The sequence below is a fragment of the Vibrio sp. LB10LO1 genome (assembly GCF_010092875.1).
In the GTDB taxonomy this organism is placed as follows: Bacteria; Pseudomonadota; Gammaproteobacteria; order Enterobacterales; family Vibrionaceae; genus Vibrio; species Vibrio campbellii.
The window spans coordinates 191,088-217,723 of record NZ_JAADJW010000005.1 but is presented as its reverse complement, the minus strand read 5'-3'; the positions used below and the strand labels follow the sequence as shown (position 1 = coordinate 217,723).

Annotated in this window: 20 protein-coding genes and 1 pseudogene; 5 read left to right on the top strand and 16 right to left on the bottom strand. The window is 45.8% G+C overall.

Translation table 11 applies throughout. From position 1 onward, the window contains the following. Both GXP65_RS05840 and GXP65_RS05835 read left to right on the top strand, forming a co-directional pair. A pseudogene (locus GXP65_RS05840) lies at window positions 1-386 on the top strand (hypothetical protein); the annotation flags it as partial. A gap of 4 nt (window positions 387-390) precedes the next feature. Then, window positions 391-2,037 (top strand): BatD family protein, encoded by a 1,647-nt coding sequence (locus GXP65_RS05835; protein WP_162092285.1) that lies wholly within the window; start codon window positions 391-393, stop codon window positions 2,035-2,037. 82 nt (window positions 2,038-2,119) lie between these two features. Here GXP65_RS05835 and GXP65_RS05830 read toward each other — a convergent pair whose 3' ends face one another. The 5 genes from GXP65_RS05830 to GXP65_RS05810 all read right to left on the bottom strand — a co-directional run bounded on the left by GXP65_RS05830 (window position 2,120) and on the right by GXP65_RS05810 (window position 8,110). Beyond that, window positions 2,120-4,186 (bottom strand): GGDEF domain-containing protein, encoded by a 2,067-nt coding sequence (locus GXP65_RS05830; RefSeq protein ID WP_050909424.1) that lies wholly within the window; start codon window positions 4,184-4,186, stop codon window positions 2,120-2,122. A gap of 375 nt (window positions 4,187-4,561) precedes the next feature. Further along, window positions 4,562-5,311: a phosphate ABC transporter ATP-binding protein PstB gene (gene pstB / locus GXP65_RS05825; RefSeq protein WP_005432159.1), complete on the bottom strand. Its 750-nt coding sequence runs from the start codon at window positions 5,309-5,311 to the stop codon at window positions 4,562-4,564. Window positions 5,312-5,371: 60 nt separating this feature from the next. Further along, entirely contained in the window at window positions 5,372-6,235 is an 864-nt protein-coding gene (gene pstA, locus GXP65_RS05820; protein ID WP_005441059.1) for a phosphate ABC transporter permease PstA, read from the bottom strand. Between the two features lie 22 nt (window positions 6,236-6,257). Continuing rightward, the gene (pstC, locus tag GXP65_RS05815) at window positions 6,258-7,190 is read right to left on the bottom strand and encodes a phosphate ABC transporter permease subunit PstC (RefSeq protein ID WP_009704934.1); all 933 of its coding nucleotides are present in this window, start codon (window positions 7,188-7,190) and stop codon (window positions 6,258-6,260) included. Between the two features lie 98 nt (window positions 7,191-7,288). Then, on the bottom strand, window positions 7,289-8,110 hold the full coding sequence (locus GXP65_RS05810; RefSeq protein WP_038892934.1) for a phosphate ABC transporter substrate-binding protein: 822 nt from the start codon (window positions 8,108-8,110) through the stop codon (window positions 7,289-7,291). A gap of 333 nt (window positions 8,111-8,443) precedes the next feature. Between GXP65_RS05810 and GXP65_RS05805 the strand changes: the two genes are divergently transcribed. Then, the gene (locus GXP65_RS05805) at window positions 8,444-10,087 is read left to right on the top strand and encodes a methyl-accepting chemotaxis protein (protein ID WP_162092284.1); all 1,644 of its coding nucleotides are present in this window, start codon (window positions 8,444-8,446) and stop codon (window positions 10,085-10,087) included. 99 nt (window positions 10,088-10,186) lie between these two features. On the opposite strand, the gene GXP65_RS05800 is transcribed toward GXP65_RS05805, so the two are convergent. From GXP65_RS05800 to GXP65_RS05775, 7 genes are all read right to left on the bottom strand, one after another. Then, on the bottom strand, window positions 10,187-10,759 hold the full coding sequence (locus GXP65_RS05800) for a DUF1566 domain-containing protein (protein ID WP_162092283.1): 573 nt from the start codon (window positions 10,757-10,759) through the stop codon (window positions 10,187-10,189). Between the two features lies 1 nt (window position 10,760). Then, window positions 10,761-12,194 carry a DUF1566 domain-containing protein gene (locus tag GXP65_RS05795; RefSeq protein WP_162092282.1) on the bottom strand — a complete coding sequence of 478 codons (1,434 nt, stop codon included), beginning with the start codon at window positions 12,192-12,194 and terminating at the stop codon, window positions 10,761-10,763. Window positions 12,195-12,219: 25 nt separating this feature from the next. Next, window positions 12,220-14,472: a proprotein convertase P-domain-containing protein gene (locus GXP65_RS05790; protein WP_162092281.1), complete on the bottom strand. Its 2,253-nt coding sequence runs from the start codon at window positions 14,470-14,472 to the stop codon at window positions 12,220-12,222. Window positions 14,473-14,481: 9 nt separating this feature from the next. Further along, a complete protein-coding gene (locus GXP65_RS05785; RefSeq protein WP_162092280.1) occupies window positions 14,482-16,623 on the bottom strand; it encodes a TonB-dependent hemoglobin/transferrin/lactoferrin family receptor in 2,142 nt (713 codons plus the stop codon). Then, window positions 16,624-18,636 carry a prolyl oligopeptidase family serine peptidase gene (locus tag GXP65_RS05780; RefSeq protein ID WP_162092279.1) on the bottom strand — a complete coding sequence of 671 codons (2,013 nt, stop codon included), beginning with the start codon at window positions 18,634-18,636 and terminating at the stop codon, window positions 16,624-16,626. Between the two features lie 376 nt (window positions 18,637-19,012). Then, entirely contained in the window at window positions 19,013-19,186 is a 174-nt protein-coding gene (locus GXP65_RS25005) for a hypothetical protein (protein ID WP_162860251.1), read from the bottom strand. Window positions 19,187-19,371: 185 nt separating this feature from the next. Continuing rightward, window positions 19,372-20,715, bottom strand: coding sequence for a DEAD/DEAH box helicase (locus GXP65_RS05775; protein ID WP_011999384.1), 1,344 nt, complete (start codon window positions 20,713-20,715; stop codon window positions 19,372-19,374). 401 nt (window positions 20,716-21,116) lie between these two features. Here GXP65_RS05775 and GXP65_RS05770 point away from each other — a divergent pair, with 401 nt between their 5' ends. After that, on the top strand, window positions 21,117-21,365 hold the full coding sequence (locus GXP65_RS05770; RefSeq protein ID WP_005441096.1) for an Lpp/OprI family alanine-zipper lipoprotein: 249 nt from the start codon (window positions 21,117-21,119) through the stop codon (window positions 21,363-21,365). A gap of 26 nt (window positions 21,366-21,391) precedes the next feature. Here the strand turns inward: GXP65_RS05770 and GXP65_RS05765 are convergent, their stop codons facing one another. The 4 genes from GXP65_RS05765 to GXP65_RS05750 are packed head-to-tail and all read right to left on the bottom strand — an operon-like array spanning window position 21,392 to window position 25,508. Further along, window positions 21,392-22,318: a L,D-transpeptidase family protein gene (locus GXP65_RS05765; protein ID WP_005432192.1), complete on the bottom strand. Its 927-nt coding sequence runs from the start codon at window positions 22,316-22,318 to the stop codon at window positions 21,392-21,394. Between the two features lie 6 nt (window positions 22,319-22,324). Continuing rightward, window positions 22,325-23,740 carry a deoxyribodipyrimidine photo-lyase gene (phrB, locus tag GXP65_RS05760; RefSeq protein ID WP_162092278.1) on the bottom strand — a complete coding sequence of 472 codons (1,416 nt, stop codon included), beginning with the start codon at window positions 23,738-23,740 and terminating at the stop codon, window positions 22,325-22,327. 24 nt (window positions 23,741-23,764) lie between these two features. Further along, window positions 23,765-24,568, bottom strand: coding sequence for a MerR family transcriptional regulator (locus tag GXP65_RS05755; protein ID WP_162092277.1), 804 nt, complete (start codon window positions 24,566-24,568; stop codon window positions 23,765-23,767). Further along, complete coding sequence (locus tag GXP65_RS05750) at window positions 24,558-25,508, bottom strand: DUF523 and DUF1722 domain-containing protein (protein WP_050913190.1); 951 nt, start codon at window positions 25,506-25,508, stop codon at window positions 24,558-24,560. Before GXP65_RS05750 ends, GXP65_RS05755 begins: the two co-directional genes overlap by 11 nt. 395 nt (window positions 25,509-25,903) lie before the next feature. Here GXP65_RS05750 and deoD point away from each other — a divergent pair, with 395 nt between their 5' ends. Then, on the top strand, window positions 25,904-26,614 hold the full coding sequence (gene deoD, locus GXP65_RS05745) for a purine-nucleoside phosphorylase (RefSeq protein WP_005375140.1): 711 nt from the start codon (window positions 25,904-25,906) through the stop codon (window positions 26,612-26,614). Window positions 26,615-26,636 lie beyond the last annotated feature (22 nt).

The following is a 26,636-nucleotide window of genomic DNA, read 5'->3' as shown; positions in this document are numbered from 1 at the left end:
AGCAACAGCAGCAACAGCAGCAACAGCAGCAACAGCAGCAACAGCAGCAACAGCAGCAACAAAAGTCTCAGAATGACGCTAAACAAGAGCAAGGACAGCAGTCACAAAATCAGCAAGATACTGAAAATAAAAAAGAAGATGAGAAATCCGAGCAAAAAGCTAAGCAGAAAAAGACCGAACAAGAAGTAGAAAAGCAAGGTGAACAACAAAAAGGTGAACCTACACAGGCGCAAGCTCAACCAGAAAAAACGCCTCAGGATGATCCTGAATTCCGCCGCCTCGAAGCGGTAGAAAGCGCACGTGACCCTAGCTTCTTGATTCGAGCTCAAATGCAACTTCAAGCGCAACAAAAACAGCGTCCACAACAATCAAATAAGGAGTGGTAAGTCCATGATGAAAAAAGGCGCCAAACTGGTCTTTGTTCTAATGGCCAGCCTACTGACCAGCTTTTCGGTTTTCGCACAAAGCCTTCAAGCCAGTGTAAACAAAACTCAGGTGGCGAAGAACGAAGTGATCAACTTAAGGATCATGGCAGATACCGAGCTTGGCTCAGACGCGATTGATTTCGATGTATTGAAACAAGACTTTTTTTTAGGGCAGCCTCGTTACGGTCGTTCAAGCAATAACATTAATGGCCACAAAACCGTTCGAACGGAATGGAGCATCTCGATTGCACCGATGAAAGAAGGCGTCGTCACCATTCCGAGCTTTTCTGCAGACGGTATGAAGACCGAGCCAATTAAGTTACGAGTAACCAAAAACCAAGCAGAACCTAACCTAGAAGATTTGTTCAGCTTCGATATGAGTGTCGATAGCCACACTTTGTATCCACAGCAGTCAGCGACACTTCGCATGCAACTGGCGATAAAAGTCGATCCTCGTCGCTTAGATAATCCGCAAATCGTGCCACCAAGCATTGAAGGAATGAAAATTGAGCCAGCCAGTGACATGAAGCAAGGCCAGCGCATCATTGATGGGCTTGAAGTTACGGTTGTGGAGCAAGCTTTCAACATCACAGCTGAAAAGCCGGGATCTTACACACTGGTGGGCCCTCGTTTGACTGGTTCTTACATCTACGGCGACAGCCTGACTGGTTCTACCAAGGTCATGCCAATCAATACCAAAGCAGAGCAAATGCCGATTACTGTGAAGCCTATTCCGAAGGATTTTAAAGGTAACTGGCTACCAGCTTCCGCACTGGAAATGACACAAAGCTGGCAAGATGAGCAAGGTAATCCACTATCAGCAACTACAGTTAACACTGTAAAACAGGGCACATCGATCACACGCACGATCCGCATCCGAGCTCGCGGAACTCAGGCAGAATATTTACCTCGCATTGGTATCGTCTACCCTAGTACTTTGCGTGTTTATCCAGAGCAACCGCAGTTTGAAACCTCCCGCGATGGAACGGTAACCATGACAGTCAAACAGGTGTTGATTCCGACAGAAGCTGGCGATCTTACCCTGCCGGGTTACAGCCTAAATTGGTGGGACAGTAACCGTGACCAAGCAAGAGAAGCGGATATCACATCGCTGAAGCTTAATGTCGAGAAAAGCGATAGTGGCTTAATCACGCTGCCAGAAAGTGCGTTACCAGCACAACCAGCGACAACGTCTGCCCCTGTGGTTCAAGATGGTGTGGATTCTATCTGGAAAACGCTGACATTCGTATTTGGTTTGCTGTGGCTTGTCTCATCAGCGATTGCGTTTGGGCTTTGGAAAAAACGTGGGTCGCCAAAGGCAGAAAAAGTTGAGACGTCGACTCACGGCTCATCATTGCAAGATCTAGAAAACATCATCAAACAAGGTGACAGCGTCAAGATTGAAAGAGCAGTTAACGACTACTTAAACACTCACCACCTCAGCAATGAGTCTGAAGCAGTGAAAGCAGTAAAAGAAGAACTGAATGTGATGAACCACTCTCGCTTTAGTTCAACGCAACAGGAATGGAAACCTAACTCTCTGATCGCCAAGGTCAAACAACTGGCTAAAGAGAAGAAAAGCAAACCTAGCCACCAGCTAGAAAAGCTCTAGTAAATTCTTTAAATACTAAGACGACAAATGGCAGCTCACATCGAGCTGCCATTTTATTTCTCTCTTATTCGTGCCTGCTTACCTAAGCCACGATTTGGTCTGTTGCCTCAAACATGCGCACGCAGTTTCGACCGCTATTTTTAGCTTGGTAAAGGGCTTTATCCGAAAGCTGATAGAGGTGGTCAAAATTGAAGTCTTTTCCTTGCGCCTGATAGCAAGAATAGCCAACCGACACCGTCAGCAATTCGCCTTCTGGATTATGACAATGCTTGATACCCTCTTCCTCAATACAACGACGAATGCACTCAGCACGTAATCGAACTTCTTCTTGGCTCGATCCAATCATCAACAAGACAAACTCTTCCCCACCAATGCGACAAAAGACTTCGTCTTCATCTTTAGTATGATGCTCGAGGATATTACCAATACGCATCAACGCAATATCGCCTTCTAGATGCCCGTAATGATTGTTAAACAAGCCAAAGTGATCAATGTCGATAAGAATCAAGCCAAAAGACATGAGCTCATCATGCTCGAGGTAACAGTACTTCTGCATCACATGCTCCAGCATACGGCGGTTACCTAAGCGCGTTAATGGGTCGAGTTTGGATAAAATGTCCAGCTGCCGATTCGCTTCTTGCAGTTCCTTGGTTCGGTTTTTAACTTCGAGCTCTAGGTTTTCGTTCAACTCTCGGATGGCCTCTTGCGCTTGTGTACGTTGAAGAACTTCAGCCAAGCTGGAGGCAAACATTCGAATCACTTCACGCAATTGAGAAGTGAGAGGAGCACGAGTCAAAAGGTTATCAACCGCGATAAAGGCAATGGGGCCATTGCTGTTCGAGGTCAGCACCGTCATTGCCGCCCAGCCAAAGCCCGCAATTTTACAGTCATGATAGATAGGAACCGATTCCTCAAACGCAACTTCGTTTGGCATCGATCGGGCTAAGTTAATCAAAGAGAAGTCTTGGGTTTCACCAAAAAAGTAAGATTCGTCAACCACGTTACCTTGGATGTCGGTTCCCCAAGTACCTTGCATATAAGAGCAATTTTCATCGGTCAAGAACACCGCCATTCGGTCGATGCCTAAGTTCTTAATCGCAAATGTGACGGCGGATTTGCACACATCACTTACCGTGGTACAGCGTGATAACTCAACCATACTGGAATGAAGCATACGTACATTTTGTTCTTGGCGTTTACGGATGAAGATCTGTGAGAATAAAGAGCCAAAGGATTCCAACATCTGTTTTTGGTAAGCAGTAATCGGCTTACGGTGAATAAAGTTATCCAAGGCAAACCAGCCAAAAGGTTCATTACCGTCGCGCAAGATCAACATCGCATTCCACCCCTGCCCGACGACTTTGCCCGCGGTATAAATGGGTGCATCATCGACGATAACCAAGTTACGTTCCGGGCTCGAAAGGGCCGCAATGTACTCTTCACTTAATTGATGTAAATCGTACTGAGTGTGGAACTCGTCAATCGTGCTGCCCGACTCGTTAGTGCCATAAGTACCGCTGAAGCTACGTTTTTTCATATCGAGCAACATCAGGGTTGAACGATCAAAGCCCAATCGCTCGCGCAGTGCTTCCACCGCTTTTAAATAGAGATCTTTTAGGGAGTCAGGATTAGAGATATCCAGCGCGACTTGCTGCACCAGTTTCATGTTCTCGATAAAACGCTCACGTTGCCCTAGCTCATCCACGTACTGAGCTTCACGCACGTCACGGTGCTTCATTTCAAGGGAAGCGTTCTTTTCTGCACGAATACATTGCCAGCGAGCCGCTGACAGTTGCATTGCATCGTAACTTTCTTCATAGATGTTGTGGGCGGAGCGAGCTTGAACGTTTTGGATAAGTAGGTAGGTACGTTTAATTGGCGTGTTGTCGAGCATCATAATGTAGCTCTCGCCCCCCAAATCTTGGGCATGGTTCCAGTTACATGTATTGATAGCCAAGGGAATGATGCTCTCTGAGGTATCAAACTGGTTTGCCCATTCCCAAAAGGCTTGCGGATATTCTTGAATAGGGAACAAATCACCTCGTGAGAACCTTACCGAGCCAGACGAGTTCGTTAACGGGTCATCAAAAATAGCAATGGCACCTGGAGAAAAGTGCTGCTCTAGATGTTTGAATATGGCCTCCGCCAATAATCTGTGGTCTCTCGTGGAAGAAACCGTCCTCGTAAAACTTTTTAAACTCACCTGGCCAACCTAATCTACTTTTTTATTTTCAATAAAAAACTACTTAGCTGGTGATATGCAATCAATGGAATCCAAGTTGAGCTGTTAAGTCTTTCGCAAAAAATATGGACTTAATTTCACATTCGAGAACCTTTCAACATTTTTAGACAGATGTTTCATCAGAATTACATACTGCAAAATATCGGCGCAAAAATGATTCATGATGAAGATTATTAATGTTGAGAAAACAATCAGCCTAACGATGAAAAAAAGCCCCTCATCAAGAGGGGCAAGAGTACCATCGCTTATAGTTATTTGTGTATATGCCAATAAATAGGTTGATTAACCGAAGTCACCGTTTACATAGCCTTGAGTACGGTCGTCTTTTGGTTCGCTAAAGATCACCTGTGTGTCATCGTGCTCAACCAATTCGCCCATTAGGAAAAACGCGGTGCGGTCTGAGATACGACGCGCTTGCTGCATTGAGTGCGTTACGATAACGATGGTGTAGTTCTTCTTCAGCTCTTCCATCAGTTCTTCGATTTTGTGCGTCGCAATTGGGTCAAGTGCCGATGTTGGTTCATCCATCAGAATCACATCTGGTTCCATCGCAATGGTACGTGCGATACAAAGGCGCTGCTGCTGACCACCAGAAAGACCAAATGCGTGTGACTTAAGACGATCTTTTACTTCGTCCCACAGTGCTGCGCCGCGAAGTGAACTTTCAACCACTTCATCAATGTGTTTCTTATCTTTGATGCCTTGAGCGCGTAGACCGTAAGCCACATTCTCGTAGATGCTCATTGGGAATGGGTTTGGCTTTTGGAATACCATGCCCACTTTGATGCGAAGGTCAGCAACGTCAATGTTGCCGTAAATGTCTTCGCCATCCATTGACAGCTTACCCGTGATCTTTACGCCTTCGATTAGATCATTCATGCGGTTCAAACAACGTAGTAGTGTTGATTTACCACAACCAGAAGGACCGATCAGCGCCGTCACTTGGCGAACAGGAATTGGCAGGTTGATCGATTTCAGTGCTTGGTTTTCACCGTAGAATAGGTCTAGGTTTTCAATATCAAACTTGTTCATTTTCTTAATCTCTTAAATCTTGAATTCGTGTCTTTTAACGTGCGTTCTTAATTTGTTTTGTTAGTAAGTTGCGGTGTTAAAACGTCGTGCAATCAGTTTTGTGAACATGTTGATCAATAGAACAACAACAATCAGAACTGTCGCGGTACCGTAAGCCTGATTCCATTCTTCAATGGTAAACAGTTCGGTAGTCAGTTTGTATAAGTGAACGGTTAATGTACGACCTGAATCCAATAGAGAATCCGGAATACGTGCAACCATACCTGCTGTCAGGAATACTGGAGCAGACTCACCAATGACACGACCAATACTTAGAATGACCGAGGTTAAGATACCTGGCATTGCGCTCGGAAGAATCAAACGCCAGATAGTGTAAATCTTAGATGCACCTAGGCCGTAAGAGCCTTCACGGTACGTTTGTGGTACTGCCATCAACGCTTCTTCCGTGGTACGGATGATAACTGGCAGGATTAGGATACTTAGCGTCAATGCACCCGACAGAATCGAGAAGCCAAGGCCAAGAATCGCCACGAAGAAAGTCATACCGAACAGGCCGAAGATGATCGACGGGATACCCGCCAATGACTCGGTACAGAATCGGATGATTTTCACCAAACGACTGCCCACTTTCGCGTATTCGGTCAAGTAGATTGCCGTCATGATACCGAGTGGTGCTGCCACTGCGATAGATGCGATAACCATGTAAATTGTCGCCACAATCATTGGGAAGATGCCGTGCTCTTCACCTGTGCGCGTGTAGTTATCAGTAATGAAGTTCCAATCTACATGTTGTAGACCGTTTGATAGGATGTACCAGATAATCCAGAACAAGAAACCTACCGTCAGTGCTGCCGAGATCCAGACAAATGCGTTAAAGACATTATCTTTGAACTGGCGTGCTTTTTTCAGTTTTGCGCGATCCATAATAGTCACCTTTAACGAGCGATTACTTCGCTTTTTCTCGGTTTAGGTACAGTAGTACAGCGTTCAACGACATGATGAAGACCAGAAGTACCACACCTGTAGCGTAAAGTGCGTTCGCGTGAACACCACTTGCGTAAGACATTTCAATAGCGATGTTTGCGGTTAGCGTACGTGCCGAATCAAGGATGCCTTCAGGCATTGCCGGCGCGTTACCCATTACCATGATGATCGCCATAGTCTCACCCAACGCACGACCGATACCCAGAATCACACCTGTCATGATGCCTGAGCGAGCCGCTGGAACGAGCAATTTAAAGATGGTGTAGATTTTCGATGCGCCTAGCGCCAAAGAACCTTCTTTGTAAGTACGAGGAACCGCGCGGATAGACGTTTCAGAAACCGTAATTACCGTTGGTAGAATCATCACACCAAGAACAATGATACCGGCCAAGATAGTGTTACCGGCTGGTACATCAAATACGTTCTGAATCAATGGAACGATAATAACCAGACCGAAGAAACCGTAAACCACCGAAGGGATACCGGCTAGCAACTCAACCGCTGGACGGATGATGTCAGCCAAACGCTTTGGTGCGATTTCAGCGATGAAGATAGCGGTCAAGACACCAACTGGAACACCGACTAAAACAGCGCCTGCCGTCGAAACGATGGAAGCAACAATCATGGTTGCAACACCGTAAAGTGCTGGTGGTAGCCAGTTTTGGCCTAGAACAATGCCCGAGACGCCCGCTTCTTGGAATGCTGGGATACTTTCTCGAACGATGAAGTACGCGATTACTGCTAATGATACGATGCCGATTACAGCACTCGTTAGGAACAAGCCGTGGAAGATGCGCTCTTTCCAGTCAACGCGGCGTTTTTCGCGTAGGCCTGGCTTGCTGATCGCTTTAGCGTCAGTAGTCATAAGCTTTTCACTATTTGTTGCGATGGTCATAAAAATCTCACGGTTCTTGGCAATGGCGTCGAACACAATGGATAGAAAAGGCTCAGCCCGAAATGGTGGGCTGAGCAAACTTTAGAGTCCCGATGGGATTAGTGAACTGAGATGTAACCTTTTTGGTCAACTAGCGCTTGCGCTTCTTCAGTTAGCATCCAGTCTAGGAATTTTTGAGTTTCAGCTGATGGCTTACCTTCTTTGTAAAGAACAAGGAATGGACGAGCAACTTTGTAAGAACCGTTCTTCACGTTGTCTACAGAAGCTTGGATACCATCAATTGGAAGTGCGTTTACAGAGCCATCAACTGTACCTAGAGAGATGTAGCCGATTGCGTATGGGTTAGAAGCAACCATTGTCTTCAGTGCGCCGTTACCGTTAGCAACTTGAGCACGTTGAGAGATTGCCGATACTTTCTTACCAGAAATTTTCATTTTTAGCTTCATGATGTCTTCGAATGCACCACGAGTACCAGAAGCCGTATCACGAGTGATTGCAACGATTGGCTTGTCTGCACCGCCAACGTCTTTCCAGTTTGTTACTTCACCTTTGTAGATTGCAGTAACTTGCTCAGCTGTTAGGCCAGAAAGCTTGTTTTGTGGGTTTACAACAACTGCGATACCGTCTAGAGCAACGGCTTCTTCTTTTAGCGTTGGCTCTTTTTCAGAATCTTTTAGGTTACGAGAAGACATACCTAGGTCAGCAGAGCCGTTCTTCGCTGCTTTAACACCTGCAGATGAACCAGGGCCTTGAACTTCGATAAATACGTTCGGGTTTGTCTTCATGTATGTTTCAGAGAAAACTTCCATCAGTGGAGTTACGCTGCTAGAACCCACTGCAGAGATAGTTTCTTTAGCAGAAACAGGAGTCACTGCCATTGCGCCTAGAAGTGCGATTGCACCGATTACTGTCTTTTTCATCACAATTTCCTTTAAGTGGCTTTATTGCCGTTGTGTTTCACTTGAACGGTGCTCACTTTAGAATCCAAATATGACAGTTGTGTTTCACTTAGTTGAAGCCTCTATGACATGTTGTCATTTCCGCTTAATAAATCAGCAATCAAACTTTATTTACTTTTGAGCTCAAAACACTTTGCAATGTTTTGCTAATAACAAAATGCCAACCACATCGCTTTTAATATATTTCATAACAAATAATCATCGTTAAATTATTGATATATCAAGCTTACTAATTAGAATCGACTGGCTTTATTTACAAAAATGATAATAGTTACAATCTTTAGAGGGTCAATCATGCGTCAATTACTTAGTACGCTGTCTATTAAGTCACAGGTTTTCGTGCCCGTGCTTTTCACTGTCATACTGCTCATCGTTGGTTTGAGCATAGGCATAGGAAAGTTAGAGCAAGCATTCGACAAAGTGACGGTTTCTACCAATAACCTTATCGTGCATAAAGAAGAGCTGGGCTCTATCGTAGACAACACCTACGCGATGCGCATTAAGGCGATTTATAGTCTATTCAGGGCGGAAGATGTCAAAACACTGAACCAAGAACTGCAACAACGCCAAACAACAAACCGAGAGTTTCTTAATTCTATCGATCAAATTGAAGGTATTCAGGCTGAAGTAAACACCATGCGCGACGCCATGAATCACTACGTCGATTTTACTCGTGTTACCATGACTCCCCTTCTCAATACCAAGCATACTTCTGAGTACACCACGTCAGACTTTGAACGAGAGTACGAGTCTGCAATGGGCCAATACCGCCTTGCGGGTGAAGCCATGATAAAAGCGATCGACAACTTGTCTAAAAAGCTCAACCAAATCGTTACCGATGAAGTCGAGGAAAATGGCATTCTTCACTCTGATACCCTGACCTATAGCACGGCATCTCTAGTGGTTATTCTCTCTATTGCCTCTTTGATCAGTTGGCTGCTAGCGAGCTACATTGTTGCTCCAATCCGCAACCTGCAACAAACCATGCAAGAAGTAGCAAAAGGTAACTTGTTGGTAGAAGCGGACGAAGTGGGCAAAAACGAAGTCTCACAACTGGCGCATGACGTAAACCAAACCATCCACCAACTTCGCGGTACGGTCGACTCTCTGGTTCGAATCAGTGAAGATGTCGCTTCGGCATCGACAGAGCTGGCAACCGTGATGACGCAAAGCAGTGCGAACTCGGATCAAGAGAAGCAAGAAGTTGAACAGGTCGCGTCTGCAATTAACCAGCTTGAATCCACAGCGGCAGAAGTTTCAAGTAATGCACAGCAAGCAGATAGTGCGTCGAATGAAGCAAGCAAACTGACGTCTCAAAGCTTGAGTATGTTTGAAGAAAGCACACGTGCGAGCGCAAAAATGGCTGACCAGCTGAATGAAGCAGCGCATGTAGTGACGTCGCTTAAAGATCAGTCCGAGCAGATTGGAAAAGTGATCGAAGTTATTGAGAGCATCTCTGAGCAAACCAATCTACTTGCATTGAATGCAGCAATTGAAGCGGCACGAGCAGGTGAAAGTGGTCGAGGCTTTGCCGTGGTAGCGGACGAAGTGCGTATGCTGGCGGCGAGAACTCAAGAGTCGACCAAAGAGATCCAAACCATCATTGAAGAGCTACAACAGCAGTCTGGCCATGCAAATGAAAGCATGCATTCAAGCCTAGCCATGCTTGAAGACAACCAATCGCTTGCTGCGGAAGTCAGTCGTTCACTGAGTGATATCAACAGCGCAATTTCAGATTTGAATGCAATCAACACCCAAGTTGCGACCGCTTCTGAAGAACAAAAGCAAGTCACGTCGGACATAAACAATAACCTGAGCACCATCTATGAATTAGTGAGCCAGAACGTTACTGGTATCACTCAATCAGCCGCGGCGGCGCAAGATCTATCTGGCTTAGCAGAAAACCAAAAGCATCAGCTTAAGCAGTTCCAAGTTTAAAGGTTCTGCTCAACACGATAAGTTTCAAAGGTTAGGAATGAAGAAAGCTCCGCACTGGCGGAGCTTTTTATTATCTAGTTTAAAGGTTCAACCTCGTGATTATTCTTCGTCAGTGACCAATAGAACAGAGAAAGTGTTCGTTGGCTCTAGTGGGCTCCAGTTGTAAACCTCACCATTCACTGAATCAAACACCATGACGTTTGAACCATCACCGTTCGGAGTGTTACTCCAGATGTAACCTGCATAATCACCCACCTCTAGCGTGTAGCCACTTGCGAATGCAGTGCCGTTCATCGCAGGGCTGTGGCAAGCACGCTCCGTCAACGCGACCAACTCCTTAATGTTTGGTAAGCGCCAGTTCTTTTTGCCCGCAAAGTCATGCAAAGCATGGTTACCTGATTCATTGCGGATTTGCTCAGCGGTTGATAGCGCTAACTGCCATGACATCTTAGTCGCAGCGCCGTCACATGCTTCATTTGCCGCATTCCACATTGAGCCAACAGGACAACGCATCCAAGTTAGGCCCGTTTTTAAGTCAGTTACCGTCCCAGCATCAGAGTAGGTGTAACGAGAGTTAGGCGCTGTTTTTCCAAAATCAGTTGAACATTCTTGTGCCGCCATGGCTACTTGAGAAGCCAACACAAGAGATAGCGCGGTGATTAGTTTCTTCATCTTATTGGCCCTTAACTGCTACTAAACGGATTGGGAATTGATATGACGTGCCTGTGTCACGCTCCACTTTGTCAGAATAAATTTCTACAAAGCTGACGTAACCACGGTCAGCGCCTTTCGCAGCAACTACTGCAAACTGAAGCGCACCTTCGTAGTTAAAACTAGAGTAATTGTTAAATGTGAAATCACTTAGCCAAATAGCACCTGATTCAACATCTGGGCTGCCCTTACCCTGTTGAGGGAAGTAAGCCATCGTCATACCATAGACATTTCCGTCGGCATCTTTCTCTGTCTCACCTAAGTCGAGAACATCGTAAAACTCTTGGTATGTTGGTAGGCGCCAGTCACTAATGCCACATAGTGATTGCTTGTTTATATGTTCAACATATTGGCTTGTTGAACAGATGCCATCAGCAGCATCCACACAACCAACGACTTCAAGATCTTCGTAATACGGTTTGAATGTTGCTGACTCATACACGAATGTACGATCTTTAAATTGAACCGAGCTCGCATCCGCACTCTTGTTTTCCCAAACAAGACCAGTACGCTCGTCCATAGTACAAGCCCACTCAGTCGCATCTGCAGCTAAAGCAGCACCTTGTGAATCTAGCTTAACGAACTTAAAGCCTGCGCCTGTCGACGTTTGCTTGTCCTCTTTGTCGAAGCCGTATTCCGCATCTTGACCAGGGTAAGAAGCTTGAACCTCAGCAACGTCTGTGGCGCCATCAGCAAAATGAAGAACGGCACCCGTATCGTTGCTGCCAACCGTTTGTTCAGCAACTGCTGCAATTTCTTCAGCAAATGCACTCACTTGGGCTTCAGACAGAAGATCAGAAGCCAACGATTTACCTTGGAAGCTAAGACTTTGAGCAAGCAGCGCTACGCCTTTGGTCATTTGTTGTGGTTGCATCGCAGCTAATAGCGCAATCGTGTTTTGCTCTAGCTTGTCTAGCTCGCTGGCTTCTGCGTTAGACATCACCGTACCAGACAGAGAAACGCCGGCATCGGTGAGTTGCGCTTTCACGATCTCTTCAGCTTGAGCAACGGTTTTACCGTCAACCACAAGACCTGCGAGCAGCGTTGTTACACCATTGACCGTGTTACCCGTTGCTAAATTTTGCCCCGGAGCCGCAAGACGCAACGTTTGGTTTGAACCTTGATCAACTTGAGCAAGAATGGTGCTGGTTAGTACGTTTTTATCGCTTGAAGTCAGGCTAAATTTACCGGCATTATCCGTTTTAGCACTCGGTTCAGTCGTATCACAAACGTAGTTTTGGTTTAAATCGATGCACACTGGCGTATCAAGAAGTGTACCTGCAGAAACGATGGTGCCAGCTACATCATAGGTCGGTGCCGACGTGTCACCACCAGAACCACCGCCACAGCCAGCTAGGGCTAGTGACATAGCAACGAAAGAATATTGAAACTTCATAGATTTTATCTTCTTTTGATTTTAATTAACGAGAGCGAATCACTCTCACCATTGAAAGCAGGAAAAGTCCTAACAAGGTCCAAGGCGAGCCACTGCCACCTGAACCACCACCACTGCTTTCTTTAGTGGTATCAGCACTGCACTGATACTGAGCAAAGTGACTCACACCCCACTCTTTCAACACCCCAGAGTTCCCTGACACACGGTCAGACACTTCGAGACGCCAAGTACCCCAACTCGGTTGACCGACAAGTGCTTGTAACTCATCGTCATACTGAGCTGTGAAGTAACCTTTAAATCCATTGGTATTGCTTGATTGATGGCTAAGTAGCACGACCGATTTGCCTTGTGGAGACACAAGCGTCACTTGCAGATCCTGCAGTGAGTCATGTTCGATGTTTAGGTAAACCGCAAACGAGTCATCAATCGTGCGTGACTTGTCCGATAGCGTCTGAGAGAACAGCCTGTCGCCCTGCTCTGGCAAAGCGGAATTCACTGATTGAGGCTGGATATCAAGCTCTGGCGTACCATTAACCAGCATCACCTGTTCACTCCACTGGTGAGTCTTTAAGCCTTCTGCAAATTGGTAATCCAATGAAATAGAGGAATCGAATTGCGTGCCACACGTCAGACCGCTTGGCAACGCCACCTTCATTGAGGTCGAATCAGAAAGCGTTTCATCAAAGTCAAAAACGGATGTGTTATTTAGCTGCCATTGCCCTTTGATGCTCGCTTCGCGGCCAGTTTGGCTCAGGCTCACACCCACGTCTTGACCTTGTGCGACGTATCGAGCGTCATAGCGAACGCGAAGAGGCGCTTTAAGTAAGTTGTGTTTGTTGAAGCTGTCCGTCAGGAATTGGGCGTAATCTTTATTTGGGAACAAGGTGTTTGCGGCATACACGGTCGATTCCGCCAGATCATGCATTTTCACGCCACGACCAATGCCGTACATGCCTTCAAGTACAATGGCGTCAAACTCGCGGAACACGTTATCGGTATCATCACCGTATCGTTCAACCGATGCTTTAAGCGCTTGGAACAGTGGCGTTGACCATAGCTCGTCACCAAGTTCACCGCCCACACTAACGTGCGCTGGATACTCTGAGCTCTCGAAGTAACGCGCTCTTTGGTTCCATAAGCTACGAGTTGTTTTGCGTGTTCCGAACACACCGTCCCAGTTGAACACCGTATCTAACTCGAATTCTTGACCACGACGCGAAGCATCCAAATATTGAGTGCGGTAGCTCGCGCTGCCCGCCCAGTAATCAGCAAAACCTTCTGCGATAGCACCAGTGTGACCGTACGCCCAATCCGGTACGATTTGGTAATGAATGCCATGCCCAAGCTCGTGTATCACGACATCAGCATCGACTGCATCCGGAGAAACACCACCGACACCCAGCATGAGAGCTTTCGGACCGTAATAGTAAGTAGAGTTATCTTTTGATAAACCGCGAGCGTCAAAACGAAGCGGTTCATCAAACAAGTCGTAAGTCAGGCTTGTCAGATATTGGATCGAGCTATCAAGATGATAAAAAGCCATCAACTGTGGGAACGCATTGTCACCAAACTCGGTGCTTTGCATCTCATCAACACTGTCAAACGCTTGAACCCCTTCTGCGCTGAGAAAATCCAACGTATCAAGTACAGGTGATTCACCAGGTGCTGGGGCTGCAAATAAGCCCGTCGCATCCACTTGCTTTAATCTTGGGTTAGAGAGATAGAACTTACCGCCCGTCTTTAAAACCTCAATCGACTTGGTTACGTACTCGATCGGCTGAGGGTAATCGGACAGTGCTGACCACGTCGATTCTGGTGCCGCTTGCTGTTGCATGGTGCGAAGATCTGGGTTGAATAAAGAAACCTCAACATTAACCAGACTTCCAGAGCTCAAAGCAGGTGGCTCTTGTGCTTGCAGTTGGCGAGGCGATTCCAATTCCATTGCAACCGTTGGTTTACCGTTGCGAATGATCGTATCTTCAAGGCTCTTAAACACTCGCACAACGTGATGATTTTTATCGGTTGTTACTACTAGGGTGCGCTGTGCTTGATATTCACCGTTTACCCAAACATCAAAATTGTAATGCTCACCAAGCTGAGACTGGGTTTTGTAACGGAACTTAAACTCGCCCGCTTCTGAGTAGTGGCTGTCTAGATAAGTTTTCGCTTGCGCTTCATTCGTTACCACAGAGTCCGTTGCGGGATAATCCCACTCTGCAGCCTGCGCCGCAGGGGTACAAGCAATAAGCAGCGAAAAAACCAATGGTTTTAGCTTCATGATTTCGTCCTAGAATTCGTATTTTGCATTTAGCGTGAAGTAGCGCCCAGGCTCCGTTGAGTAACGCTTACTTTCCTCAGCGATACCCGCTACGTCTTGGTATCGGATGTACTCTTTGTCGAACAGGTTGACGATGTTTGCGCTAACACGAAGGTCTTTGGAAACGTAGTAAGTTGCGCCAATATCAAACGTATTCCACGCACTTGTCTGCGCACACTCTGTCGCTAGGCCAAGCGTGGTCTGGCATTTAGGAACGCGATCCATAGCCGCGGCCCAGTTCCAAGCCACGTAAGCGTTGAAGTCTTGGTTGGCGTATTTCAGTTGAGCGTTACCTTCGAATGGCGTAATGCTTCGAACGTATTCGCCTTCCGCGTCTTTGCCATCTACGTAGCCAAACTTAGTGCTGATGTCCCATTGTTTGGTGAGTGCGTAACCCGCAGAAAGCTCTGCGCCATAAGTCTCTACGCCATCAAGATTTTGGTACTGTTTGATGTAATTACCAGTGCTTGAGTCAAAGCCTGTGGTCACAACATCGATGAAGTTTTCAAACTTGTTGTAGAACACAGACGCATAGACATACGCACGACCGTTATCGAACTTGTTACCGATTTCAAATGAGTCCGAAGTCTCGGCTTCTAGCTCTAAGTTAGGCGCGATAACAAAAGGCGTTAGCGGTACGAAATCATGGTTCACGAAGCCATATGCTTTGTCGTATTCCGGAGCACGGTAACCGTGGTTGTACGACACATACACGATGTTGTTAGCAAACATTTCACGAGAAACCGACAGGCTTGGAGACACCTCTGAGCTATCCATGTCTTTTAATGGGAAGCCGCCCACTTCACCCTCATCGTCCGGCGTTAGACGGTGTGCATCAAAACGTAGGCCACCTGTGATGGTCCATTTATCCAGTTCCACCATATCTCGAACGTACAAACCAATGTTATAAGCACGAGCAGGAGCGAAAGGTTGTTTGGTCGAAGGCGTTACCCCATTCCAATCAATCTTGGAATCGCTATCTGTGCGCTCGTAATAGTCAGTAGACAGCTCGACACCGTAAGCCAATTGGTGCTCTGCATTTGCTGCATAAATCGTATTGGTGAAGTCACCACGGAAGCCTATTGTTTCGTCAATGAAGGTTTTGTGTTCCAGCTCGCGACGTTTGGTGATCAAACCATTGTGATCCACTTGACGCATTAAACGGTTGGTGTCTTCCACGACTTCGGTGTGACGCCAGTAAACTTTGGTATCCAACTCTTCGAACCAAGTTGGATTAATTGGTGTCACCTCTGCACCAATGTAAGCGCTGTACTCTTCGGAGGTTTCATCTTCAGCAAAGTCTTCAATGTGCCAAATGCCATCAGGTTGAATGGACGGTGAACCCTCCAAACGCTCTTGATTCTGGGTGTACAGTTCCGCTTTGGCTTTCAACATCACCTCTTCATTGAAAAAGTGGTTGATCGTATAAGCACCGCTATAACCATCTAGATCGCGGTTATACAAATCTTCGTCAAAGTTACGTGTCTCTTGTCCTTGCCAGTATGAAACGTTGAACAAACTCTCTGTATCACCAGAGCGGAAAGCTAGATTACTCGTGCCTTTGTACTTGTTGCTGATATCGGTGTAAGTACTGGAAACATCGGTGTAGAAGTCTTTGTCTTTTAAGAAATCACCCGGCTGACTGGATTCCAAAATCACCACACCGCCGATCGCGCCAGAGCCATGGACCGAAGAGCTTGCCCCTTTAATGATTTGCAGTGATTCAAAATTGGATAAATCAAAAGTATCTCGCCCAACTGCATCATTAATGTCATTCGCACCAAAGCCATCCGCAGAACGAATGCCATCACGAACGATCATAATGCGGTTACCGGTCATACCACGGATGGTAATGTTTTGCGGACGTCCTGCACCGCCCGTCACGCTTACACCAGGCTCGTTACGCAGCACGTCATAAAGCTCGGTTTCGCCTCGTTCTTCGATTTGCTCGTTTGTGATAACCGCGACACTACCTGCCACTTTTGACAATGGCTGATCGATTTTATTGGCGGTTACAACCACCTCTTCCATTGAGAAAACCTTAGATTCGGCGTGCACTTGACTGGCAGCAAGTACCGAAAGTACTGCCGCTGACACTGGGGTAAGCTTCATTTACTGCTCCGCTTTAGATGTTTTAATGAGTGATAGTAGAAATGCGTATTCCTTCGCTTGTTGCTCTCTTGCCTGCCTTGGGTCCATGCGGTGGCCAGAGTGAAAATCCGTTTGCAACAAATAAGGGCCTGTCGATTCACTGGTCGACGAAATTTGAGCGAGATACTTTGCACCTTCCCAATAAGGCACACGTTGGTCGTTTAATCCGATTTGAACCAACATGGGTGGGTAAGCGTCTTTGTGGATATTGAGAATAGGATCATAAGCTTGCATCGCTTTGAGCTGCTCTGGGAGTGTCGGATTCCCCCATTCTCCATATTGTTGTGCGGTAAGTGGTAACGTCGTATCGGACATGCTGGCAACAACATCAACAAACGGAACCTTCATCACCGCACCAGCAAACAAGTCCGGAGCTTGGTTGATCGAGCCGGCAACCAAAGTACCACCAGCACTCGCTCCAATCGCGTAGACATCACGTTCACCACCATCAAAGTGTTTAAGCGCTTGCGCAGCCGCCGTGAAATCATTGATCGAGTTAGCTTTAAGAACGCCTCGGCCTTGCTCGTGCCAGTCAGCACCAAAATATCCACCACCACGAACATGCGCTATTGCGTAGATAATGCCTTGATCTAGTAAGCTCACGGTTTGAGGCATGAAGTAAGGTTTCATGGTAAAGCCGTAAGCACCATAGCCGTACAGCACAACAGGCGCGTTGTCACTGAGCTTATCTTTGCGGTAAGCAAGAGAAACTGGCACTTCCACACCATGGCTTTTGACCATAATGCGTTTAGAAACATAATCTTGGCTGGAGAAGCCGTGATAAACATCTTGCGATAGATTTGTCTTTGTCAGTGCTTTAACATCAAACTCTTCCCACAGCGGCGGTGTCGTCATCGACATACTACGAATGCGTATTTTGTTAGAGCGGTAATCACCAAGAGTGCTCAACCAAGCAATGCGCCCGTCCGACTCTAACGGAAGCGTTTTTTTCGCCTTGCCATCGTAAGAGTAAACCGAGATTGTCGTTTGATTGTCTTGCTTGGTTAATGCCACAAGTCCCGCTTCATACAAATAGGATTGCTCTACACCGTTTTCTGAGCGTAAGAAAGACTTCCAATTCGACTCAACAGTATCCGCATGTTTCTCGGGCATCGCAGTTTCAAACAAACCAAACTGACCATTAAGATTGCTGTTGATAAAGACTCTGTCTTGAGCAACATCCGCATAATACTCCACACCGGATTCCGGTTTACGTAGCGAAGCCGTCAGCTCGCCAGAATCAAGGTTTAGGATCTTTTGTTCGGTGGTTGATTCATTGTTACTTTGTACCAGTGCGAAGCGCGCGTCGGCTGCGGGATAGAAGGACATGAGCCAATCGGTCTTGTCTTCTTGCCAAAGTACTTTCTGCTGGTTGGTTTGAGTGTTAATTCGCACGACTTGGTAAGGACGTTGAGTTTTCGCTTCTTTTGAGACGACGAAAGCAAACTTGCCATTTGGTGAGAGCAGAACCCCATTATCAATGTTGCTGATAAGCTCACGTGCAACACCACTCTTTAGATCAACCAGCACAGCACGGTATTGCTCACTGCCATCAATATCTTCAGTAAACAGCAATGAATTGCCTTTAATACGCCATTGACCAATTTGGAAGTATTGACGTTCTTCTTGACGAGAAGAAAAATCGTAAACCACGTCCTCTTGCGCAGTTTTGTCTGCTCGTGACAACAAAACGAAGTTGCCTTGTCGGCGAGTTAGATTCCACTCTTGGCCGTTTTTAATCACCCAAGGCTTGTCACCTTTTTCTGCAGCCATGGCTTCCCATTGGCTCAACAGGTGTTGAGTGATCTCGTCATAGCTTTTCTGAAACTGTTCTGTTTTCTGGTTTTGCTTCTTGAGATAAGAAAGGACTCGCTCATCTTGTCTTGAATCGTCTCTCAACCAATCAAAATTATCCGCGGCGACACTGGGTAAAGAGAGCGCTAAAAGCCCCAAAAAAACATGACTAAATTTCATATAAACGGCACAACTATTTATAGGATTAATATTATTTCGCGTATTCTGCCTTTAAATGAAAATGAGATCAATTATCATTTAATATTTTGTGTATTGATTTTATTGAGTTTTGTTGCGCAAACGTTTAGTTAACAGACAAAAGTGGGTACCGAGCGATAGGCTCGTAGAAAGGTGGGATAATGAAAAAGACTAATGGCCTAAGTATAAAAACGCCACCTACTAAGGTGACGACTTTTGCTTCTCTTTTCGTGGGGTTTAACAAAGAAAGGTAAACTAGAAAACGTGGCTAGTCACAACCCAGAGTAGAGCGAGAAATCCGACGAAGTAGAGTGAAGAAACAACAACTGATTTAATCAACTCCCCCATTTGTGATTTCTCAGTAATCATGATGAACGCCTCCGGTAAACACCAATGTACAACTCACCAATGCGATACATAGGAATGAAAACATTTCGACCAAGACGCTACGCTGCTCCCACCCCAATGCTCTAGATTGCTTGTCCGTCAAACTCATATCGACTTGTTCTAACCATTGCTCTTCTTGATACATATTCTTGTCTCCTGTTTCTGGATACTTATGCTAAGCAAAGATGGCGTTTAGAAAAATCAAAGACTATTTAACCTATGTTTAGGATTGATAAACATAAGAGGTTTTGAAGGCAAAATTCAGGTATAAAAAATCCGAGCTATAAGCTCGGATTTGAAATCGTTTCGCGTCAGGTGCCAAGTGAAGGCTTAATCTTCAGAGCTTGGTGCCGCAGGCTTTTTCTTAGGGATAAACACGTTGTCACCCACTGCCACGTTTTGGTAGAAACCTTTATCGCGCTTAGCTGGTTTCTTCGGTGTTTTCTTCGCTTGAGGGCGCGCTTTCTTAGTTTCTGTCTTCTTGTTACGGAAGTCAGGTTTACGCGGTTTCAAACCTTTGAATTTACCTTTCAAGTCTTCAAATACAGAGAAGTTCAAATCTTGTTGTAGGTAAGTTTCAACACGCTTAAAGCTATCCCAGTCTTTAGGACCAACAAGCGACACTGCGTCACCTTTGTTACCCGCACGACCAGTACGACCAACACGGTGCACGTACTCTTCTGTGTGCTTCGGCATATCGAAGTTAATAACGTGCGTTACTGTTGCGATATCAAGACCACGAGATGCAACGTCTGTTGTTACTAGGATCTTAAATACAGCACGCTCAAACTGACTCATGATGGTGTTACGTTGAGTCTGATTCAAGTTACCGCTTAGCGCGACCGCTTTAAGCTTCTTCTCATTCAGCTTGTTCGTTAGACGCTCAGTGTCATCACGTGTCGCTGTAAAGATGATCACCTGACGGTATTCTGCTTCTTCAAGCACACGCTCCAGAATCGCTTCTTTGTGATCTAGGTGATCACACAAGTAGAATTTCTGAGTAATGTCTTTGTGTTCTTCGTTAGATACACCGATAGCAATACGCTTTGGTGCATTCAGCATCTCTGATGCAATGTCGTTCACTTCTGCGTGATCAAGTGTTGCTGAGAACATCAGAGTTTGACGACGGCGGTGTTTCGCTGCTTTGTGAATACGACGGAGTTCTGGCGCAAAGCCCAGATCCAACATACGGTCCGCTTCATCCAGAACTAATGTTTCCAAACCATCAAGGAATAGAGAACGATGTTCTAGGTGGTCAGCCAGACGTCCTGGTGTCGCAACGATGAATTTAGGGTAGCGACGAAGCGCTTTTACCTGATCGTTGAAGTTCTCACCACCCAGAATCAATGCTGCGTCATAAGTCAGACCACCAAGCATTGAACGAAGCTCGCCATATACCTGCTTTGCTAGCTCACGCGTAGGTGCAAGAATAACCGCACGTGGGTCTTTTGCAGAAAACGACTTAGTCTTTAACGACTTGTGCAGCATTGGCAATACAAACGCCAAAGTCTTACCCGAACCCGTTTTCGAAGATGCCAATAGATCCTTGCCTGCAATCGCAACAGGAATCGCCTGCTGCTGAATGTCAGTCGCTTTTTTGAAATCGTAGTGTTTTAGGTTCTTCAACAATCGGTTGTCTAGGCCTAGATCTTTAAATTGCAAAGTATTCTCCAATAAATAATCAGCGTCTGAGCGCTTTTTCAGTGTCGTTTCCGCTCTAACGCAGCAAAAAATAAAAGCTAGGTATAATACCGCAAATCATAGGAGTATAGATAGAGATCACACAAACTAATTCCACTTAGAAACTTTCATTTATGTCAATATCGTCTAAATTATTGATATCAGGGAGTGGCAAAAGAGCTGCTGTACTACCTGATACTGGCGTTATCAGGTGAGTAATCGCTCACTTATGTAAGCTAAATGTTAGCGTCCGTATCAGGTACTCTATGAAATCCTTGGATTTTTTTGACTTTTGCTACATCATGTACTGATAGAATGTATTCACATTTAACACTATGACTATATGACACAAAACGTATAGCTTAGTACTTTCACTATAGGCAAGGAGTTCTAAAATGAACAAAACGTTGATCGCAGCTGCAGCAACTTCAGTACTTCTACTAGCAGGTTGTGCTTCTTCTGACGAAGCAGCAACAGCTACTAAACTAGACGAACTAAGCAACCAAGTTAGCCAACTAAGCCAAGACGTTCAGTCTCTACAATCTGACGTTCAAAAGTCTAACGACGCGGCTATGGCAGCTCAAGAAGAAGCTGCACGTGCTAACGAGCGTATCGACAACATCGCTCAGTCTTACACTAAGTAAGATGTGATTCCGCGCTTTAACGCTTGTTAAGGCGCGGTTATTTCTACTGGAACACCATTCTGCGCAGCAATCGCTGCTTTTGCTTTCGCATTCGTCATCCCATATTCATCAAGCCACCAATCCAACTCTTTCGGGATCTGTAGATGATCTTTCTCGCCATTACTGCGAGTCAATGGTTCATGCGCTTCAACAAACACACTGCGATCCGGTTCTAGCGTCACTTTTACAGGTTGATTGATGATTTTCACTTTTTCACCACGACGAACTTTGTCGAACAACCATTCGATATCGTTAGGATCCATACGAATACAGCCCGCACTAACGCGCATACCGATGCCAAAATCTTTGTTGGTACCGTGGATCAAGTACTCACCATGGCCATAGGCCAAGCGAAGTGCAAACATACCTAACGGGTTATCTGGACCTGCTGGTACTACTGCAGGCAAATCAATGCCCTTCGCTTTGTACTCTGCTCGAATCGAAGAAGGTGGTGTCCAAGTTGGGTTTGGGCGCTTCTGACTGATGCTCGTGGTCATTTCTGGCGTGTCACGGCCAATACGACCAATCCCTACTGGGAAGATATGTACTACGTTTTCTTTTGCTGGGAAGTAGTACAGACGCAATTCAGCCAAGTTGATGACAATGCCTTTGTGAGGGACATCAGGAAGGATAAGCTGAGTAGGAATCGTCAGTACGTGCCCTTCTTTTGGTAGAAAAGGGTCTACGCCTTTGTTGGCCGCCATTAACGCCAGCATGCCAACATCGTACTGCTTAGCAATGTTTGCCATGGTTTCGCCCTGTTCAACCACATGATTTTCCATGCGGCCTATGACACGAGCCCCATCCTCCGGTAATTCATACATCTTTGCGAATGACAAACCACTCACTAAAGACAACGATACAGACAACAGGGTTCGTTTAGCGATACTCATTGGACGCTTCTTGCTAGGCATCTCTCTCTATTCCTTGGCGTTTTTGAAGAGCCGTAAGGTTATCTCTCTTTCTACCTTGTGATCAACCATCGGCTTGTGATAATCCAGTAAATTAAAGCCACTCCATAGCCATGGGTTATGAATAAATTTGTTTGGTACCTGTTTGATTTCCGGCACCCAACAGCGAACAAATGCGCCATCAGAGTCAAATTTCTCACCCTGACTGATTGGATTAAAAATGCGGAAGTAAGGCTGCCCATCACATCCGGTAGACGCTGACCATTGCCAACCGCCGTTGTTCGCAGCGAAGTCTCCATCCACCAGCTTGCTCATAAAGTACGCCTCGCCCCAACGCCAGTCGATATGCAGGTCTTTGGTTAAGAAGCTTGCCACTATCATGCGTAGGCGGTTGTGCATCCAACCCATCGTGTTCAGTTGGCGCATCGCAGCATCGACAATCGGATATCCTGTTGTTCCGGTTTTCCAACGCTCGAACGCCGCCTCATCATAAGACCATTCAATCTTATCTTCCCAAGGAATGAAGCCTTTACCTTTCACCAGTTTTGGTTCAAACACTAATAAGTGTTGGTAAAATTCGCGCCAGATAATTTCACTTAGCCACGTCGCTTTCCCGTCCGTAAGGTCAGTATGCGGGTTCTCTGCATAAAGACGAGCAATACACTGTCTTGGCGACAAGGCGCCAATGGCGAGATATGGAGACAACTGACTCGTACCGTCAACAGCAGGAAGGTCTCTTTTCTCTTGATATGCATCGCTTCGCTCTCGAGCGAATTCTCGCAAGTGATGCACAATATCACTCGTTGAAACGAACCATTGTTCACTAGATTCGCGCGGGTAAGTGAAAGGTATGTCAGCATGGTAGCGATCGGCTTCAAGCGGCTGGGTCACTTCTTGAGGAATCTCAGCTTGCGGTTCTGGTTTCGACACCATTGGCATTTGGAATTTCAACAACCAAGCACGTTTGAATGGCGTGAATACCTTGAAGTACTCACCTTGCTTGTTTAACACCGTGGTAGGCGCATGAACGCATTTGTCGTGGAAAGCTTCAAACGTGACTTGGCTTTTAGCTAAAACATCCGCTACTTCCCTGTCTAACGCTTGTTCGTTGACCTCATAATGGATGTTTGCCATCACGCTTTTGGCGTTTAACGATAATGCCCAATCTTTGATGACCCCTGTCACGTCAGAAAATTTGGGCACTTCTTTATATAGAAGCGGAATGTTGAGGTCTGCGAGTTCTTCATCGAGATGCGCCAAGCGTCGCGCGATCAGGTCTGCCTGCATTGGCGCCATATTATGCTCTTGCCATTGTTCCGGTGTCGAAACAAAAGCAGCCACAACAGGTTGCCCCGTATCCAAGGCAGTCTTTAACGCTGTGTGGTCTAACGTTCTCAGATCACGTCGAAACCAAACCAGAATCATGTCCTCTCCTTACCTATTATTGGGCTAGTTAGCGAAATGCAGTTTCTCGATGACTTCAGAAAATTGAACTTGCTCGGGTGCTCGAGTTTGCAATGCGGTTAACGCTTCTACCTGTTTGATCGGCAGCGCTTTGTTCGAGAAGAAATGCACTTGCTGATAACGAGCAAGTACATCATGCCCAATCAAACCAGACACATCTTCGACTTTGTCGATTAAGGTGATGTGGTAGCCTTGTTCACACAGTTTTGCGGCTTGAATCCAGCTCTCTGAGTCACGAACTTGCTCGAAGCTCACCAGCAGACATTTCCCTTTAGACGCGGCTTTATTCTCTGAGTCCACCACTAGGGCGAGGCGAGTGATTAGACACGTTTGGAACAAACCAAGTTGCAATGAACGCAGCGAGACTTTCACTAGATCTAATGCTTCAAACACCGGATTGATCAGCTGTTCAATCACAATATTAAGTGGGTATTCTTTTAATACATTTGACAGGAGCGTTTCCGTTTTGCCACGATTAAGCTCCGACAACGCTTTCAACATCACTTCAACTTCTTCCAAACGCTGGTTGTCTGTTGACACATCAACGTCTGACTCTTGTCCTAGCAGTCCCTTCACTTTGCCGATAGCAACGCCCTTAGCTAACCAGCCTTGGATCTCTCGTATTGTGTCTAAATCTTGCTGACGGTATAAACGATGCCCTTTTTCAGTTCTTTGCGGTTGGATCAAGTTATAGCGTCTTTGCCAAGCGCGCAGAGTAACGGGCTTTACACCCGTTAACTCAGATACATCTCGAATCGCGTATAGTTTTTCTTCTTGGCTACAATCCATAACGAAGTCTCATCTCCTGTGGGTATGGTTCTAAATATTTCTGTTTTTGTAAGTACGCATCTGGGTACGCGTTGAGATAGTGCTTAATTAACGTTAGCGGCGCAAGCAGTGGTAATAACCCTGTGCGGTAGTCACTGATCACGGTCGCAAGTTCTGCTTTCTCGTCAGAAGTTAATGAGCGTTTAAAGTAGCCTTGTAAGTGCATCAACACATTGGTGTTATTTTTGCGGCTGGCACGGTTTTGTAGTGCTTGCATCAAGCCCAGACGGTATTGGCTGTAAAACTCATCGATCTCATAGTTCGCTACATCAGCCACCAATCGACCAAGAGAACGGTACGACTCTGGGTGGTGCGCCATCAGCGTCAGCTTGTAGCGCGAGTGAAACTCGATAATTTTGCCGCGGGTTGGCTCTCCATCCATCGACTCATAAAAGTCATTCAAACAGTAAACGCGAGTGATGAAGTTCTCTTTTAATACCGGATCGTTCAGACGACCATCTTCTTCTACTGGTAACCACGGCATTTTTTCCATTAACGTTTTGGTATACAAGCCAATACCTTCTTTTGCCGCATTGTTTTTGCTGTACACCTTTACACGTTCCATGCCGCAAGTCGGCGACTTAGCGCACACGATGTAACCGCACAGCTGCTCACCTTGTAGTTCGTTCACTTTATTTTCTGAATAAGCGAGCATGTTGTCTGTGTGGTCGTTGTCTGGATTTTTTGTCTCGACCAATGCAATACGTTCTTCATTACTGACTAGGCGGATAGTAGGTCGCGGCACAGACATGCCTACACCGACTTCAGGGCAAACTGGTACAAAACTGAAGTAGCCGTCTAATTCCTTCGTTACGAAGTTGCTGATTTTATGTCCCGAATCGAAACGTACTCGTTCTCCAAGTACACAAGAGCTGATACCGACTTTGATTGAAGATTCCATAACGAAGCATCCTGTACAAAATGTTTTATTGTATAACTTATAGCAAGTCAATTAACATTGTACAAGAAAATAAATTGTACAATTTAAGCGTTTTACTCATTCATGCAGGATTTAGATCAGACGATTTGAAGAAAAAATTTGAGGGCGATATAAGGATTTTGTGCACGCAATCGACAAACTGCTCAAAAGCAAATCGATTGCCTTTTTGCTTTCAACAGATTTAGTTATCAACAGATTATTTAAACACTAGAACCGACCGTTTTGTGACTTAACTCTCAAGTCCCCTTGCCCTGTCCCGATATTATGGCCTCAACGAAAACGAACAAGTTCAACAGAATTGGTAATAGCATCTATAATTGATGCGTTTTACCTGAACAAAACTTTGGAGAGCACTTATGGCAACCCCACACATTAACGCACAACCAGGTGATTTCGCTGAAACAGTTCTAATGCCAGGCGACCCGTTGCGCGCTAAATACATCGCAGAAACGTTCCTAGAAGATGTGAAACAAGTTTGTGACGTTCGCAACATGTTCGGCTTTACTGGCACTTACAAAGGCAAAAAAGTTTCTGTAATGGGTCACGGTATGGGTATCCCATCTTGCTGTATCTACGTACACGAACTAATCGCTGAATACGGCGTGAAAAACGTTATCCGTGTAGGTAGCTGTGGTGCAGTACGTGACGACGTGAAACTAATGGACGTTGTTATTGGCATGGGTGCATCTACAGACTCAAAAGTTAACCGTATCCGTTTCAACAACCACGACTTCGCAGCAATCGCTGACTACGGTCTTCTAGAAGAAGCGGTAAACCAAGCGCGTGCTCAAGAAGTTCCAGTAAAAGTTGGTAACGTCTTCTCTGCAGACCTGTTCTACACACCAGAAGCAGACATCTTCGAGAAGATGGAAAAACTAGGCATCCTAGGTGTAGATATGGAAGCGGCTGGTATCTACGGCGTAGCTGCAGACCTAGGCGCGAAAGCACTAACTATCCTAACGGTTTCTGACCACATCATCCGTGGTGAAAAACTAAGCTCAGAAGAGCGTCAAAAGTCGTTCAACGACATGATGAAAGTTGCACTAGAAACAGCAATCAACATCTAAGAAACACCTAAGTAGTAAATTG